Source organism: Citrobacter sp. 50677481 (genome assembly GCF_001463265.1).
GTDB lineage: Bacteria > Pseudomonadota > Gammaproteobacteria > Enterobacterales > Enterobacteriaceae > Citrobacter_A > Citrobacter_A sedlakii.
In genome coordinates this window covers 154151-171132 of the sequence record NZ_LNHZ01000036.1, presented here as the reverse complement: position 1 = coordinate 171132, position 16982 = coordinate 154151, and the positions used below count along the sequence as shown (strand labels likewise).

Here is a 16982-nt window from a genome sequence, read left to right as displayed (position 1 = left end):
ATGCTGGAACTCAATTTCACCCAGACGCTGGGCACTCACCGCCTGACGATTAATGAAACGCTGCCCGCCAGCGGCATCACCGCCATTTTTGGCGTCTCCGGCGCGGGAAAAACCTCCTTGATCAACGCCATCAGCGGTCTGACGACGCCGCAGACCGGCCGTATTATGCTTAATGGGCGGGTGCTGAACGACAGTGAGCGCCGCATCTGCCTGACGCCGGAAAAGCGCCGGGTGGGCTATGTGTTTCAGGATGCGCGGCTGTTTCCGCATTATAAAGTGCGCGGCAACCTGCGTTACGGCATGGCAAAAAGCATGGCCGGACAGTTCGACAAGCTGGTGGCGTTATTAGGTATCGAATCGTTGCTCGACCGTTTGCCGGGCGACCTCTCCGGCGGTGAAAAGCAGCGGGTGGCGATAGGCCGGGCGCTACTGACCGCCCCGGAACTGCTGCTGCTTGACGAGCCGTTAGCCTCTCTGGACATTCCTCGAAAGCGTGAACTGCTGCCGTATCTACAACGACTGGCGCAGGAAATTAACATCCCGATGCTGTACGTCAGCCATTCACTGGATGAGATCCTGCATCTCGCGGATAACGTAATGGTGCTGGAAGACGGCCAGGTGAAAGCGTTTGGCGCGCTGGAGGAGGTATGGGGAAGCAGCGTGATGCACCCGTGGCTGCCGAAAGAACAGCAGAGCAGTGTGCTCAAGGTCAGCGTGCTGGAACACCATCCACAGTATGCGATGACCGCGCTGGCGCTGGGAGACCAGCATGTGTGGGTTAATAAGCTGGATGAACCGTTACACCGTACGTTGCGCATTCGCATTCAGGCGTCGGATGTATCGCTGGTACTGCAACCACCGCAGCAGACCAGCATCCGCAACGTTCTGCGGGCGAAGGTGATCACCTGTCTTGACGATTGCGGCCAGGTGGAAGTGCAGCTTGAAGTAGGCGGTAAAACGCTATGGGCGCGTATCAGCCCGTGGGCCAGAGATGAACTGGCTATCAAGCCTGGCCTCTGGCTGTACGCGCAAATCAAGAGCGTGTCGATTACCGCCTGATCACAGCAGGTGAGTGTAAATAAATTTGGCGATGCTGTCGGTCGTGTTATCGCCAATCACCACGTTGGCGCGGGCTTTCACCGCGTCATCGGCATTGCCCATCGCCACCCCGGTCCCGGCCGCCTCCAGCATGCTGATATCATTGTAGTTGTCGCCAAAGGCAATCACGTTCGCCATCGAACCGCCCTGAGACTCGATCCAGCGCGTCAGGCGATTCCCTTTACTGTTGCCTTTGCGGGCTATATCGACCTGATCGTGCCATGACCATTCGCATTCCAGCCCCAGCGCTTGCTCAACCTGTTTACCAAACTGCTGCAGTTTAGGAATATCTTCATCGGTCAGGGCAAATTTCCATACCGCGTTGACGTCATGGGCGGCCTGGGCCAGCGAAGGCACCTGCGTGAAGACCGGACGCTGCTCCGGCGGCAGCGTCTGCGCCCAGTTCGACGTGCGGATCACGTGTCCGGTCGGGCGTTCATACAGCATGGCATTGTCGACATACATCAGGCCGTGGATCTGATGTTCATCCAGCATATCTATCAGTTGCAGTGCCTGGTTAACCGGCAGCGGGTCGGATTCAAGCACGCTTTTTGCATGATAATCATACAAATAGGTGCCGTTACAGCAAATTGCAGGTGTATCCAGCTTCAGTGCCTGATAAAAAGGATGAATCGCAACGTGATGGCGCCCGGTGACGATGATAAGTTGATAGCCTGCGTCCTTTGCCCGGGAGAGCGCTTCGAGCGATGAAGGGAGCAAGGTCTTTTGCGGGGTCAGTAAGGTTCCATCCAAATCCAGGGCAATCACGCGTGCAGTCATAACGTTATCCAGATAAATGTTGAAAAATGCGTCTGCCGGAATGGTACACCGGGACGGGAAGCGGACAAATTAATTCAGCATTTACTGACAAAACCGTCTACGTTGGTAAATTGCAGCAGTTGCCAAAAGCCAAGGAGTATTCATGAAGCAAACAGTTTATACCGCCAGCCCAGAGAGCCAACAGATCCATGTCTGGCGTCTGCAACACGACGGTGCATTGAGCCTGGTTCAGGTCGTCGACGTTCCGGGACAGGTTCAGCCGATGGTGGTCAGCCCGGATAAACGTTTTCTGTACGTGGGCGTGCGACCTGAGTTCCGCGTACTGGCTTATCGGATTACGCCGGATGATGGCGCGCTGACCTTCGCCGCTGAATCCGCGCTGCCGGGCAGCCCGACGCACATTTCCACCGATCATCAAGGGCGTTTCGTTTTTGTCGGCTCGTACAATGCCGGAAACGTCAGCGTCACGCGTCTGGAGGACGGGTTGCCGGTCGGGCTGGTGGACGTAGTGGAGGGGCTGGAGGGGTGCCACTCGGCTAATATTTCACCCGACAACCGCACCCTGTGGGTGCCTGCGCTGAAGCAGGATCGCATCTGCCTGTTCACCCTGAGCGATGATGGCAAACTGGTGGCGCAGGAACCGGCGGAAGTGACCACCGTTGAAGGGGCGGGGCCGCGCCATATGGCGTTCCATCCAAACCAGCAGTACGCCTATTGTGTTAACGAACTGAACAGTTCCGTAGACGTCTGGGAGCTGAAAGATCCGCATGGCAAGATCGAATGCGTACAAACGCTGGATATGATGCCCGCTGATTTTGCCGATACGCGTTGGGCGGCGGACATTCATATTACGCCGGACGGACGTCATCTGTACGCCTGCGACCGGACCGCCAGCCTGATTACGGTGTTCAGCGTTTCCGAAGACGGCAGCGTGCTGAGCAAAGAGGGCTTCCAGCCGACCGAAACCCAGCCTCGCGGCTTCAACGTCGATCACAGCGGAAAATACCTGATTGCCGCCGGACAGAAATCGCACCATATCGCGGTATATGAAATTTCCGGCGTGCAGGGATTATTAACGGAGAAAGGGCGTTATGCGGTTGGCCAGGGGCCGATGTGGGTCGTGGTTAACGCGTATTAAGCCACGTAAACGGGCCGGGAAGGACTTTCCTGGCCGAATAAATGCGACAATGCGGAGTGTCGGGCGCTGCCGCCAACCGGCGGGGGCGCTCACTCCGAAACCGGACGCCACAGCAGGTCGCTCTGGTCGGTCCATAATTTCAGCAGCAGGTTAAAAAAGCGCTCCGCAGGCGGCGAAAGAACCGCGTCTTTACGGCGAATGATGCCCAGCGTGCGGCGGATGACCGGTTCGACCAGCGGAATGCCGAGCAGCGTCGGGTGCGGCGTCTGCGGCATCGCCAGTCCCGGCAGCGCCGACACGCCAAGCCCCGCTTCGACCAGACCGAGCGAGGTGGACAGATGGCGAACCTCATAAAACCACTCCAGCTTCCAGGGCTTATCCGCCAGCTGTTGCTCTATCAGCAGCCGGTTTCCGCTCGACGAGCGCACGCCGATCAGCGTGTGATTCACCAGTTCCTGCCATTCAACCAGCTGTCTGCTGGCGAGGGGATGATCGCGCCGACATGCCAGGACGAACGGTTCGTTCACCAGCGGGGTGAAGTCTATCGATGAATTTGTGATGTTGTTCATGTTTATGCCGAAGTCAGCCTCATTGCAAAGAACGGACTCCATGCAATTATGCGTGCCCTGTTCCATAATGCGCACATTAATATTGGGGTATAACTCATTAAATTTCCCTATGGCCTGCGGTAAAAAATAGAACACCGCCGTTGGAATACAGGACAGGGTGATTCTGCCTCGCTGATGTGAATTCATTTCTCGAATATTAAACAGCATTTCATCAAGCTTTTTAATTATCTCCCGCGCTTCCGGTAACAGCATTTTGCCCGCTTTTGTTAACGTAACTTTACGCGTTGTCCGTTCAAAAAGAATTACCTGTAAATCTTCTTCCATCTTTTTTATTCTGCGTGTTAATGCAGGTTGCGTAATATTAAGTAATTTTGCAGCATTGTTAAAAGATTCTGACTCTGCCAGCGTGACAAACGCTTTCATACTTGATAGTTGGTGTTTCATTGCCACTCCACAAATAAAAAAGCTGGCGTCGCCAGCCCGGAAACAGGCCTCAGTTTACCTTTAGTCCACGCAGGATGATTAATAAATAAAAGTCACTAATAGGAAAATCAAAGTCATTAGCCAGGCCGTTTTTCACGTGTAATTCTGTTTTGCGTAATAATTATTGAGGACACTGACGTGAAAAAAATACCCTGCGTAATGATGCGTGGAGGAACTTCGCGCGGCGCATTTTTACGGGCTGAGGATCTGCCTGAGAATACGGCTCAACGCGACGCGGTATTAATATCGATTATGGGATCGGGCAATGAACTGGAGATAGACGGTATCGGTGGGGGAAATCCCCTGACCAGCAAGGTTGCCATCGTCAGCCGCTCCGCCGCCCCAGATGCCGATATCGATTATCTCTTTGCCCAGGTGCTGGTCCATGAGCAGCGCGTCGACACCACGCCAAACTGCGGCAACATGCTCTGCGCCGTCGGCGCGTTCGCTATAGAGCAAGGGCTGACTGCCGCCACTTCCCCTGTCACCCGGGTACGTATCCGCAACGTGAATACCCATACCCTTATTGAAGCGGACGTACAGACACCGAACGGCGCGGTGAATTATGAAGGAACGGTCAAAATCGACGGCGTACCGGGAACCGCGGCCCCCGTCGCGCTGACTTTCCTCAATGCCGCCGGGGCGAAAACCGGCAGGCTTTTCCCGACCGGCCAGCCGCTTAACTATTTTGACGCGGTGCCAACCACCTGTATCGATATGGCGATGCCGGTAGTGATAATTCCCGCCGACTATTTAGGTAAAACCGGCTATGAAACGGCGGCAGAACTGGACGGCGATGCGCAGCTTCTGGCGCGAATCGAGTCTATTCGTCTGCAGGCGGGGCTGGCGATGGGTCTGGGCGATGTCGCGAATAAGGTGATTCCGAAACCAGTATTAATTTCTCCACCACAAAAAGGCGGCACCCTGAATGTGCGTTATTTCATGCCGCACGCCTGCCATAAAGCGCTGGCGATAACCGGCGCGATTGCTATCGCCAGCAGCTGCGCGATTGCCGGTACCGTAACCCGTCAGATCATTCCGTTCCCCGGCAACGGCAAAATTACCCTCGAGCATCCGGGCGGCAGCCTCGATATTCAGTTAAGCAATCAAAGTGACGACCCAACAACGCTTCGCGCTTCCGTTATTCGCACCGCAAGGAAAATATTTTCCGGAGACGTTTATCTTCCGTAAGTGCCAAAAACACATTTCGTTGTGATTAAGGAATGTCGAACAGACAGCTGTCTATTTCTGCACAGATCCATCAGGACATAAAAATGAATGTAAAATCATTATGGAAGCTAATAACGATATTAGCGATCCCTTGCGTAATAGGTTTACTGCCTGCGCCTGCCGGTTTAAGCGAGCTGGCCTGGGTGCTGTTTGGCATTTATCTGGCGGCGATCGTCGGGCTGGTCATTAAACCTTTCCCGGAGCCGGTCGTGTTATTGATGGCCGTTGCGGCATCAATGGTGGTGGTCGGCAATTTAGGCGCCGGTCAGTTTAAGACCAGCAGCGTGCTGAGCGGTTATGCCTCCGGCACGACGTGGCTGGTGTTCTCCGCCTTTACCCTGAGCGCCGCTTTTGTCACTACCGGGCTGGGTAAACGCATCGCCTACATCCTGATCGGTAAAATCGGCAACACCACGCTGGGATTGGGCTACGTCACCGTTTTTCTCGACCTGGTGCTCGCCCCGGCGACCCCGTCAAATACGGCGCGGGCAGGGGGGATTGTCCTGCCCATTATCAACAGCGTGGCGGTGGCGCTGGGATCGGAACCTGATAAAAGTCCGCGTCGCGTCGGGCATTACCTGATGATGACGGTGTATATGGTGACCAAGACCACCAGCTATATGTTTTTTACCGCGATGGCGGGAAATATTCTGGCGCTAAAAATGATCAACGACATCTGCCATCTGCAGATCAGCTGGGGCGGTTGGGCGCTGGCAGCCTTGTTGCCAGGAATGGTGATGCTGCTGTTAGCGCCGCTGGTTATCTATTTCATGTACCCGCCGGAAATTAAGAAAGTAGATAATAAAACCATCGCCCGGGCGGGACTGGAGAATTTAGGGCCGATGAAAGTGCGCGAAAAAATGCTGCTGAGCATTTTCGTACTTGCCCTGCTGGGATGGATCTTCAGTAAAAGTCTCGGTATTGATGAATCCACAGTCGCTATCGTGGTAATGGGGGCGATGCTTCTGCTGGGCGTGGTGAGCTGGGACGACGTGGTCAAAAATAAAGGTGGCTGGAATACCTTAATCTGGTACGGCGGCATTATTGGTCTGAGTTCATTATTATCGAAAGTGAAATTTTTCGACTGGCTGGCAGAACTGTTCAAAAATAATATTTCCTTTGATAACCATAGCAATATCGCATTTTTTATCATTCTGTTTCTCAGCATTATCGTGCGTTATTTCTTTGCCTCCGGCAGCGCCTATATTGTGGCGATGATGCCGGTCTTCGCAATGCTGGCAAACGTCTCTGGCGCGCCATTAATGTTAACCGCGCTGGCGCTGCTTTTTTCCAACTCCTATGGCGGCATGGTAACCCATTACGGCGGCGCTGCCGGCCCGGTTATTTTCGGCGTGGGATATAACGACATTAAATCGTGGTGGCTGGTCGGCGCCATGCTGACATTCATCACTTTCCTGGTTCATATCACGCTGGGCGTCTGGTGGTGGAACCTGCTTATCGGCTGGAACATGCTGTAATCACTCATAGCGGTACGGAGTTTGTAATGATTAAGTTATATGAGAAAGGGATCTATCTCAGCGACAATAACGAGATAATTGCTGAAGAACACTATTCCGGCGCAGTCAGTAAAGACGATGCTAAAAAAGGCACTATCGCCTGGTCGATCCTGGCGGCGCATAATACCTCCGGCGACATGCGCAAACTGAAAATTAAATTTGATGCGCTCACCTCTCATGATATTACCTTTGTCGGCATTATTCAGACGGCAAAAGCCTCCGGTATGGAGCGGTTTCCACTGCCCTATGTCCTGACCAACTGCCATAACTCACTGTGCGCCGTCGGGGGGACGATAAACGGCGACGATCACCTGTTTGGCCTGTCGGCGGCGCAGCGTTATGGCGGTATTTTTGTGCCGCCGCACATCGCGGTCATCCATCAGTACATGCGCGAAATGATGGCCGGCGGCGGGAAGATGATCCTTGGTTCAGACAGCCATACCCGCTATGGCGCGCTGGGGACGATGGCCATTGGTGAAGGGGGCGGCGAACTGGTTAAGCAGCTGCTGAATGATACCTGGGACTGCGATTATCCGGGCGTGGTGGCGGTCTGGCTGACCGGTAAACCGGCGCCGGGCGTCGGCCCACAGGACGTGGCGCTGGCGATTATTGGCGCGGTGTTCAAAAACGGCTACGTTAAAAATAAAGTGATGGAGTTTGTCGGGCCGGGCATCCGCAACCTCTCCACGGATTTCCGTAACAGCGTCGACGTCATGACCACGGAAACGACCTGTCTCAGCTCCGTCTGGCAGACCGATGAAGAAATTCAGCAATGGCTGGCCTTGCACGGACGCGAAGAGGCCTATCGCCCGCTGGCGCCGCAGCCGCTTGCCTATTACGACGGCTGCATCTCAGTGGATCTGAGCGCTATCAGGCCAATGATCGCCTTGCCTTTCCATCCGAGCAATGTCTATGAAATAGCAACGTTGCAGGAAAACTTAAGCGATATTCTGCACCAGGTTGAAGTTGACGCGCAGCGCATTGCGCAAGGGAAGGCCGGGCTTTCGCTGCTCGATAAAGTCGAAAACGGTCGTCTGAAGGTGCAGCAGGGGATCATTGCCGGCTGTTCCGGCGGCAACTATGAGAATGTGGTGGCCGCCGCCAACGCGCTGCGCGGACATTCATGCGGGGACAACGCCTTCTCGCTGTCCGTTTATCCCTCCTCACAGCCAGTATTCATGGCGCTGGCGAAGCAGGGGATGGTCAGCGATCTGATGGGCGCAGGCGCGATTATCCGCACCGCCTTCTGCGGCCCCTGTTTTGGTGCGGGCGATACGCCGGTGAATAACGGACTCAGCATTCGTCATACCACGCGTAACTTCCCCAACCGCGAGGGCTCGAAACCGGGCAACGGTCAGATGTCCGCCGTCGCGCTGATGGATGCGCGTTCCGTGGCCGCCACTGCGGCGAACGGCGGCGTGCTTACCGCCGCAACGGAGCTGGACTGCTGGGATAACGTACCGGCCTACCGCTTCGATCCTGCGCCCTACCAGAATCGCGTCTATCAGGGCTTTGTGAAAGGCGCCACCGCACAGCCACTGATCTACGGGCCGAATATCAAAGACTGGCCGGAAATGGGCGCGCTGACCGATAATATTCTGCTGAAGGTGTGCGCGAAAATCCTCGACGACGTCACCACCACCGATGAGCTTATTCCGTCCGGCGAAACCTCTTCTTATCGTTCAAATCCGGTGGGACTGGCGGAATTTACCCTGTCGCGCCGCGACCCGGAATATGTGGGCAGAAGCAAAACGGTCGCCGCGCTGGAGAAACGGCGGCGGGCGGGAGAGACGGACGAACTGGCTTCGGTATTTGCGGGTATACGGCAAATCGCCGGTCAGGAGCGGGTGGTTGCGGCTGAAACCGGTATTGGCAGCGTAATTTATGCCGTGAAGCCCGGCGATGGCTCTGCGCGCGAGCAGGCGGCAAGCTGTCAGCGCGTGATTGGCGGGCTGGCGAATATTGCGCAGGAATATGCCACCAAACGCTACCGCTCAAATGTGATTAACTGGGGAATGCTGCCGCTGCAAATGGCGGAAGCGCCGTCGTTTGAAGTGGACGACTATATTTATATCCCCGGCATACGCGCGGCGCTGGAGCGCTGCGGCGAAAAAATGACGGCATGGGTAATTCGTGATGGCGCGCCGGTGGGCGAAATCAGTCTGTATATGGAAAGTCTCACCGCCGAGGAGCGTGAAATCATTAAAGCGGGCAGCCTGATTAATTTCAACCGGGCGCGTCTGACGCCATGATGTGAAAACGGGTCGTCACGGTAAGGTGACGACCCGTAGGTCTGCTATGCGTAGCGTCATCAGGCCGGTATTATCCGGCCTGCGTTGTTACTGCTTCGGCTCTGCCACCACTTTACTGCCTACGCCGCGGTTATTGTATTCCCACATGCGGTTAAAGTTGGTGTCGTTCAGGTTACGCTGAATCTCGCCTTTATCATCCTGCGCCCCGGTGTTACCGGCGAACGGACGTTTAGAGATCACCGCGTCAGCCCACGGCGTCGCGCGATTAAAGCCTTCGTTGATCACGCTGTCGCGGATCACCACCTGACCATTGGTATTGCTGTCGACATCCAGCGAACGGCCTAACTGCGCCACGCCGTCACCGGCGGCGGTAAAGCGGCTGTTGGTCGCAAGGAAGCCGTAATAGATGTTAGATAAGGTTGCCGGTGCGAAGACATATGCTTCCTGCTGGGTACGAGAGTTGACCACGCGGAAATCGGTGTTATCAAACACCACCGCGCCACGCCCGGAAACGATATCCACGTCGCCTTCGATATAGCTATTGGTCACCAGCGTACGGGGTTGACGATCGTTGACCAGGCGGTTTTGCACGCCGCTGTTGGTGACAAAGAATGTGTTCTGGCGACCCAGAATATTCACATTGTTGATCTGCACTTTGTCGCCATCGCTGCGAAGCGCCACGGCAGGGTGATTACCCGCGTCCACGCTGTCGCCGAGATTGTTCTCAACGGTCAGGTTTTGCAACTGCAGGCCGTTGTTCTGCGACCACAATACCGCGGAACACATCATGCCAATGGTTGCGCCGCGTTTGCTCTGGCAGTTATCGAACATATACCAGGCTGGTTTACCGGGCATGTATTTGCCTCCCGGATTGACGACGCGGCGCCAGTCGGCAGTGCTCATCTCACCGTCAATCGCCGCGCCAATTTTGACGTCCAGCGGTTTCTCGCCGGTACCGTAAAGCGTCAGGCTGCCCGGCGCGGCAGGAATGTACACGGTGCCCTGGTAGTCGCCCGGCATAATCGCAATGTACTGACGCTTATTCGTACGGGTTGTGATCGCCGCATCGACCGCCGCCTGGATAGTGGTGTGCGTCACGCCCTGGGTTCCTGCCGGCCCCACCACAAAGTCAGGCTGCGCCGGCAGGGTAATTGCCGACGGCGTCCACGGCGCAGTGTTTGGCGTCAGCGACGAAAAATACGTTTTCGCGACAAAATTCTGCGCTTCACTGGCTGATAAAATCGGGCGCGAGGCGGTCCCCGGCGCGGTTTGATCGGAAGGGATTTGGTCTGGTGGCGTAGAGCTACAGGCGGTCAGCGTCACGCCAAAAGCCAGTGCCAGCGCCAGACGGGAAACTGATGATGTGTTCACGAGTTGCTCCGGGCTAATTAAGTGTCCATTGAAGCCTGCTTTTTTATACTAAGTTGAACGAAACGGGAAGGTGAAAAGGCAAAAAGTTGTTTTTTAACTCAGCATTAGCGGATTCTTCGCGTTTTGAAGTCACAATTAAGTAACATTTTTAATCCGGAAGATTGACTTCCCCGCGGCGATCTCAAATAAATGTCTATACAACCTAAGACAAGTGGAGAAAGCATGTCGCAACTGTTACCCGGGGATAAGGTCTGGCGAAATCTCCGCCTCGCTACGCTGGATCCGCACATCGACGCCCCGTATGGGATACTTGAACATCATGCGCTGATTATTCGCGGCGAAAAAATCCTGTCTGCTATTCCTGAAGCCGAACTGCCGACCCGCCATGCTAATACCGCCAACCTTGAGGGCCGACTGGTTACCCCCGGTCTGATTGACTGCCACACGCATCTGATTTTTGGCGGCAACCGCGCCAGTGAATGGGAACAGCGGTTGAACGGCGTCTCGTATCAGCAGATCAGCGCTCAGGGCGGCGGCATTAACGCCACGGTGTCAGCGACCCGGACGGCGACAGAAGATGTGCTTTACCGCGTCGCCAGAGACAGAATGCAGCGTTTAGCCCGTGAAGGGGTAACGCTACTGGAAATAAAATCCGGCTACGGACTGGATATCGCCAGCGAAGAAAAGATGCTGCGCGTGGCTGCCCGGCTGGCGGCCGACGGAATGATGGAGATCAGCCCTACGCTGCTGGCGGCGCACGCCACCCCGCAGGAATTTCGCGACGATCCTGACGGCTATATCGACCTTGTCTGCGACGTCATTTTGCCGCAGCTATGGCAAAAAGGGCTGTTTGAAGCGGTCGATCTGTTCTGCGAAAGCGTTGGCTTTACGCTTGCGCAAAGCGAACGGGTGCTTCGCGCGGCGCAGGCGCTGGGTATACCGGTAAAAGGGCACGTGGAGCAGTTGTCTCTGCTCGGCGGCGCGCAGTTGGTCAGCCGCTATCGTGGACTGTCTGCCGATCATATTGAGTATCTGGACGAGGCGGGCGTGGCGGCGATGCACCGCAGCGGTACTGTCGGCGTGCTGCTGCCGGGGGCGTTTTATTTCCTGAAAGAGAAACAGACACCTCCCGTTGGACTGCTTCGCCGCTACGGCGTGCCGATGGCGGTGGCGAGCGACTATAATCCCGGCACCAGCCCGTTTATCAGCCTGCACCTGGCGATGAATATGGCCTGCGTGCAGTTTGGCCTGACGCCGGAAGAAGCCTGGGCGGGGGTCACGCGTCACGCCGCGCGCGCGCTGGGTCGCCAGTCGACGCACGGTCAGCTTACGGCCGGCTATAGGGCGGATTTCGCGATCTGGGACGCGGAACATCCGGTAGAGATCGTGTACGAACCGGGGCGCAACCCGCTGTATCAACGCGTCTTTCGGGGGGATATCGTATGACGCAATGGCAACCCGTTTCCCCTGCGCTGTGGCAGGGACGTGATGATCGCGCGGAGGCGGCGAATGCGCTGCGTCTGTGTCAGACCATCGAAATAAGCCGGACGTTTTCGCCCGGGCATTATCGTGACCGGATTGCGCTGCTGGGCTTTGCCTGTGATGAAGGCGTTAAGCGTAACCACGGACGCCCCGGCGCCGCTGGCGCCCCGGACGCGCTGCGTAAAGCGCTGGCGAATCTCGCCTGCCACGCCGGGCATGAGCGACTGGTGGATATGGGCAATATTCTGGCGCCAGGCGCGGATCTGGAAGGGGCGCAACAGGCGTTAAGGGATGCGGTACATCGCTGCCAGCAGGCGGGTGTGCGCACCTTTGTACTCGGTGGGGGGCATGAGACGGCGTTCGGGCATGGCGCGGGTATTTTTGATGCTTTTGCGGCTGAACGCATCGGAATTATCAATCTTGACGCTCATCTGGATCTGCGTTTCGCCGGACGCCCCAGTTCTGGAACGCCGTTTCGCCAACTGGCGCAACTGTGCGACCAGCAGCAGCGTGGGTTTCACTATGCCTGCTTTGGCGTCAGCCGGGCGGCAAATACCCAGGCGCTGTGGGATGAGGCGCAAACCCGCCGGGTGACGGTAGTTGAAGATCTCTATTGCGATGACGCGCAGGCGACGCTTGCGGCGTTTATCGGACGGGTCGATAAAATTTATCTTACCGTCGATCTCGACGTGCTTCCCGGCGCGGCGATGCCTGCGGTTTCAGCACCCGCCGCGCTGGGAGTACCGCTGTCGACCCTGCTGCGGCTGATTGAGCCGATTTGTCGCAGCGGCAAGCTTCAGGCGGTGGATATGGTTGAATTTAATCCGCGCTTTGATAATGATGGCAGCGCGGCGCGCGTTGCGGCGCGGCTTGGCTGGCAGATCGTTTACTGGTGGCAATAAGCCATTAGCGACGGCTTCCGACAACCCTGGTTTGATGAAAAGGTAAATGTACGCATGAATGTCCTTCGACCCCGCGCGACACCCGCGCCGTATTATGAAACGGTAAAACGGGCGATCAGCGAGAAGATCGCCAGCGGCATCTGGCAGCCGCACGATCGCATTCCGTCTGAAGCGGCGCTGGTGACGCAATACGGCTACAGCCGGATGACCATTAACCGCGCACTGCGCGAGCTGACCGACGAAGGACTGTTGGTGCGGTTACAAGGGGTTGGAACCTTTGTCGCCGAGCCAAAAGGCCAGTCGGCGCTGTTCGAGATTCGCAGTATCGCGGATGAAATCACTGCCCGCTCGCATCAGCACCGTTGCGACGTGCGGGTGCTGGAAAGAAGCCCCGCGAATGCCCTACAGGCGGCCGCGCTGAAGATCAACGAAGGCAGCGATATTTTTCATTCCGTGATGGTGCACTTCGAAAATGAATTGCCGGTACAAATTGAAGATCGCATCGTCAATGCACAGGTGGTGCCCGACTATCTGGCGCAGGATTACAGCCAGACCACGCCGCACGCTTATCTGTCGTTGATCGCCCCGCTCACGGAAGGGGAGCACATTGTGGAAGCGGTTCGTGCCAGCGCCGAAGAGTCTGCGTTATTAACCATCAACGAAACCGAACCCTGCCTGTTGATCCGCCGCACCACCTGGTCCGCCACGCAAATCGTCTCCCACGCGCGGCTGCTTTTCCCCGGTTCCCGTTACCGCTTGCAGGGCCATTTCTCTTCCTGACCCTGCGTCCTGGAAAGCGTGATTGCTGACGCAATATGATAAAAATGTTTCTTTTCTGTTAAATTCAGCCTTGTTATGTCTTGTATAGACAAGTATATGTTTATGCCATAGCTGAATCATTCCCTACGTCGGTATCGTCAGGTCCGGCCCTTCAGGAGAGGCAGTGTTATGTCATATAGCAAATACCGTCAGCAGACGATCCGCGCGCCGCGGGGAACCACCTTAACGGCCAAAAGTTGGTTAAGCGAAGCGCCGCTGCGTATGTTAATGAACAACCTGGATCCGGATGTTGCCGAAAATCCCTATGCGCTGGTGGTCTACGGCGGCATTGGTCGGGCGGCCCGCAACTGGGACTGTTTTGACGCCATTGTTAAGGCGCTGACTGCGCTGGAGGACGATGAAACCCTGCTGGTGCAGTCCGGTAAGCCGGTCGGCGTATTTAAGACCCACCGCAACGCGCCGCGCGTGCTGATCGCCAATTCCAATCTGGTCCCTCACTGGGCCACCTGGGAACATTTTAACGAACTGGATGCGAAAGGGCTGGCGATGTACGGCCAGATGACCGCCGGGAGCTGGATCTACATAGGCAGTCAGGGAATTGTGCAGGGCACGTATGAAACGTTTGTCGAAGCGGGGCGCCAACATTATCACGGCGAGTTGCGCGGACGCTGGGTGCTGACGGCGGGACTCGGCGGCATGGGCGGCGCGCAGCCGTTAGCGGCGACGCTGGCGGGGGCCTGTTCCCTGAACATTGAATGCCAGCAGAGTCGTATCGATTTTCGCCTGCGCACCCGCTATGTTGATGAGCAGGCGACCTCGCTGGACGACGCGCTGGCGCGCATCGAAAACTACACCCGTGAAGGCCGCGCGGTGTCTGTCGCCCTGTGCGCTAACGCCGCGGACGTGCTGCCCGAACTGGTAAAACGCGGCGTGCGTCCGGATCTGGTGACTGACCAGACCAGCGCCCACGATCCGCTGCACGGCTATCTGCCTTCCGGCTGGGACTGGCAGACATACCAGCAGAAGGCGGTTTCCGATCCGCAGGGAACCGTCGAAGCCGCAAAGCGCTCTATGGCGAAGCACGTGCAGGCCATGCTGGCATTTCACAGGATGGGGGTGCCCACGTTTGATTACGGCAACAATATTCGTCAGATGGCGAAAGAGATGGGCGTGGACAACGCCTTTGATTTTCCCGGTTTTGTACCCGCCTATATTCGTCCGCTGTTCTGCCGCGGCATCGGCCCGTTCCGTTGGGTGGCGCTCTCCGGCGATCCTGAGGATATTTATAAAACCGACGCCAAAGTGAAAGAGATCGTCGCGGACGATGCGCACCTGCATCGCTGGCTGGACATGGCCCGCGAGCGGATCCGCTTTCAGGGGCTTCCGGCGCGCATCTGTTGGGTCGGGCTGTCGTTACGTCAAAAGATCGGACTGGCGTTTAACGACATGGTGCGTCGCGGCGAACTTTCCGCGCCGATTGTCATTGGTCGCGACCACCTGGACTCCGGCTCCGTTGCCAGTCCGAACCGTGAAACGGAAGCGATGCGCGACGGCTCCGACGCGGTGTCCGACTGGCCGCTGCTTAACGCGTTACTCAATACCGCCAGTGGCGCGACCTGGGTGTCGCTGCATCACGGCGGCGGCGTCGGCATGGGCTTCTCGCAGCATGCCGGGATGGTGATTGTGTGCGACGGCAGCGATGACGCTGCGGAGCGAATCGCCCGCGTGCTGCACAACGATCCGGCGACCGGCGTGATGCGCCATGCCGACGCGGGTTATGAGATCGCCATTGAGTGCGCCGCTGAACACCAGCTTAATCTGCCGATGGTTGCGGCAACCCAGGAGAAACGCTGATATGAACACCTTGACCTTAACGCCGGGGCAGCTCACTTTTTCGCAGCTTTGTGATGTCTGGCGGCAGCCGGTCAGGCTGACGCTTGATGCCAGCGCCATCGACGGCATTCACGCCAGCGTCGCCTGCGTGAACACGATTGTGGCGGAGGGGCGCACGGCCTACGGCATTAATACCGGCTTTGGCCTGCTGGCCCAGACGCGGATCGCCGATCACGATCTGCAAAATCTTCAGCGCGCGCTGGTGCTGTCACATGCCGCAGGGGTTGGCGAAGCGCTGGATGATGCGATGGTGCGCCTGATCATGGTGCTGAAGATCAACAGCCTGGCGCGCGGGTTTTCCGGTATCCGTCTGTGCGTGATCGAGGCGCTGATCGCGCTGGTAAACGCCGAGGTCTATCCGCTGATCCCGGCGAAAGGCTCGGTGGGCGCATCGGGGGATTTAGCGCCGCTGGCGCACCTGTCGCTTACTCTGCTCGGCGAGGGAAAAGCGCGCGTTCAGGGTGAATGGCTACCGGCCAAAGAGGCGCTGAAAAAAGCCGGGCTGGCGCCGCTGACCCTGGCGGCGAAAGAGGGATTAGCGCTGCTCAATGGCACTCAGGCGTCAACGGCGTTCGCGCTGCGCGGCCTGTTTGAAGCCCAGGAACTGTTTGCCTCCGCCGTGGTTTGCGGCGCATTAACCACTGAAGCGGTGCTGGGATCGCGCCGTCCGTTTGACGCGCGGATCCATGCCGCACGGGGGCAGCCTGGACAAATTGACGCGGCGGCGCTGTACCGTCATGTGCTAACGGAAACCAGCGCGCTGTCGCAGTCGCACCATAACTGCGACAAAGTGCAGGATCCGTATTCACTGCGTTGTCAGCCGCAGGTGATGGGCGCGTGTCTGACCCAGATGCGTCAGGTGAGAGAGGTTTTGCTGATCGAAGCCAACGCGGTGTCCGATAACCCGCTGGTTTTTGCGCAGGAGGGTGATGTCATCTCCGGCGGTAATTTTCACGCCGAACCGGTGGCGATGGCGGCAGACAACCTGGCGCTGGCGATTGCCGAAATCGGCGCGCTCGCTGAGCGTCGAATTGCGTTGATGATGGATAAACACATGTCGCAACTGCCGCCGTTCCTGGTAAAAAATGGCGGTGTGAACTCCGGCTTTATGATTGCCCAGGTGACGGCGGCGGCGCTGGCCAGCGAGAACAAGGCGCTGGCGCATCCGCACAGCGTTGACAGTCTGCCAACCTCAGCGAATCAGGAAGATCATGTGTCGATGGCGCCGGCGGCAGGGCGCAGGCTGTGGGAGATGGCGGCCAATACCCGCGGCGTGTTGGCGGTCGAGTGGCTGGCGGCCTGTCAGGGGATCGATCTGCGCGATGGACTGACGTCCAGTCCGCTTCTTGAGAAGGCGCGCGCAACGTTACGCGAGCAGGTTGCCCACTATACCGACGACCGTTTCTTTGCCCCGGACATAGAATGCGCGACCGAACTGCTGGCGCAGGGAGCGCTGCTGCGTTTAGTGCCGGACTTTCTGTAAGGAG

13 protein-coding genes are annotated in these 16982 nt (G+C 57.2%); 10 read left to right on the top strand and 3 right to left on the bottom strand.

All coding sequences use genetic code 11. The features are described from left to right. A complete protein-coding gene (gene modC, locus APU02_RS09635; RefSeq protein ID WP_060569939.1) occupies nt 1-1059 on the top strand; it encodes a molybdenum ABC transporter ATP-binding protein ModC in 1059 nt (352 codons plus the stop codon). On the opposite strand, the gene APU02_RS09630 is transcribed toward modC, so the two are convergent. Then, complete coding sequence (locus tag APU02_RS09630; protein ID WP_060569938.1) at nt 1060-1878, bottom strand: pyridoxal phosphatase; 819 nt, start codon at nt 1876-1878, stop codon at nt 1060-1062. Between the two features lie 142 nt (nt 1879-2020). Here APU02_RS09630 and pgl point away from each other — a divergent pair, with 142 nt between their 5' ends. After that, the gene (pgl, locus tag APU02_RS09625) at nt 2021-3016 is read left to right on the top strand and encodes a 6-phosphogluconolactonase (RefSeq protein WP_060569937.1); all 996 of its coding nucleotides are present in this window, start codon (nt 2021-2023) and stop codon (nt 3014-3016) included. An 89-nt stretch (nt 3017-3105) separates the two neighbouring features. Here the strand turns inward: pgl and APU02_RS09620 are convergent, their stop codons facing one another. Continuing rightward, nucleotides 3106-4029 (bottom strand): LysR family transcriptional regulator, encoded by a 924-nt coding sequence (locus tag APU02_RS09620; RefSeq protein WP_042285191.1) that lies wholly within the window; start codon nt 4027-4029, stop codon nt 3106-3108. 177 nt (nt 4030-4206) lie between these two features. Here APU02_RS09620 and APU02_RS09615 point away from each other — a divergent pair, with 177 nt between their 5' ends. From APU02_RS09615 to APU02_RS09605, 3 genes are all read left to right on the top strand, one after another. Continuing rightward, entirely contained in the window at nt 4207-5259 is a 1053-nt protein-coding gene (locus APU02_RS09615) for a 4-oxalomesaconate tautomerase (protein ID WP_060569936.1), read from the top strand. 83 nt (nt 5260-5342) lie between these two features. Beyond that, nucleotides 5343-6776, top strand: coding sequence for an anion permease (locus APU02_RS09610; protein ID WP_042285185.1), 1434 nt, complete (start codon nt 5343-5345; stop codon nt 6774-6776). A gap of 26 nt (nt 6777-6802) precedes the next feature. After that, nucleotides 6803-9067, top strand: a complete 2265-nt coding sequence (locus APU02_RS09605) for a hydratase (RefSeq protein ID WP_060569935.1) — start codon at nt 6803-6805, stop codon at nt 9065-9067. Between the two features lie 87 nt (nt 9068-9154). On the opposite strand, the gene APU02_RS09600 is transcribed toward APU02_RS09605, so the two are convergent. After that, nucleotides 9155-10438 (bottom strand): putative acyl-CoA thioester hydrolase, encoded by a 1284-nt coding sequence (locus tag APU02_RS09600; RefSeq protein ID WP_060569934.1) that lies wholly within the window; start codon nt 10436-10438, stop codon nt 9155-9157. A gap of 222 nt (nt 10439-10660) precedes the next feature. Here APU02_RS09600 and hutI point away from each other — a divergent pair, with 222 nt between their 5' ends. The 5 genes from hutI to hutH all read left to right on the top strand — a co-directional run bounded on the left by hutI (nt 10661) and on the right by hutH (nt 16978). Next, complete coding sequence (gene hutI, locus APU02_RS09595; RefSeq protein ID WP_060569933.1) at nt 10661-11884, top strand: imidazolonepropionase; 1224 nt, start codon at nt 10661-10663, stop codon at nt 11882-11884. Next, entirely contained in the window at nt 11881-12822 is a 942-nt protein-coding gene (gene hutG / locus APU02_RS09590; RefSeq protein WP_060569932.1) for a formimidoylglutamase, read from the top strand. Before hutI ends, hutG begins: the two co-directional genes overlap by 4 nt. A gap of 54 nt (nt 12823-12876) precedes the next feature. After that, entirely contained in the window at nt 12877-13602 is a 726-nt protein-coding gene (locus APU02_RS09585; RefSeq protein ID WP_042285169.1) for a histidine utilization repressor, read from the top strand. A 168-nt stretch (nt 13603-13770) separates the two neighbouring features. Then, nucleotides 13771-15456 (top strand): urocanate hydratase, encoded by a 1686-nt coding sequence (gene hutU / locus APU02_RS09580; RefSeq protein WP_060569931.1) that lies wholly within the window; start codon nt 13771-13773, stop codon nt 15454-15456. 1 nt (nt 15457) lies between these two features. Beyond that, a complete protein-coding gene (gene hutH / locus APU02_RS09575) occupies nt 15458-16978 on the top strand; it encodes a histidine ammonia-lyase (RefSeq protein WP_060569930.1) in 1521 nt (506 codons plus the stop codon). Nucleotides 16979-16982 lie beyond the last annotated feature (4 nt).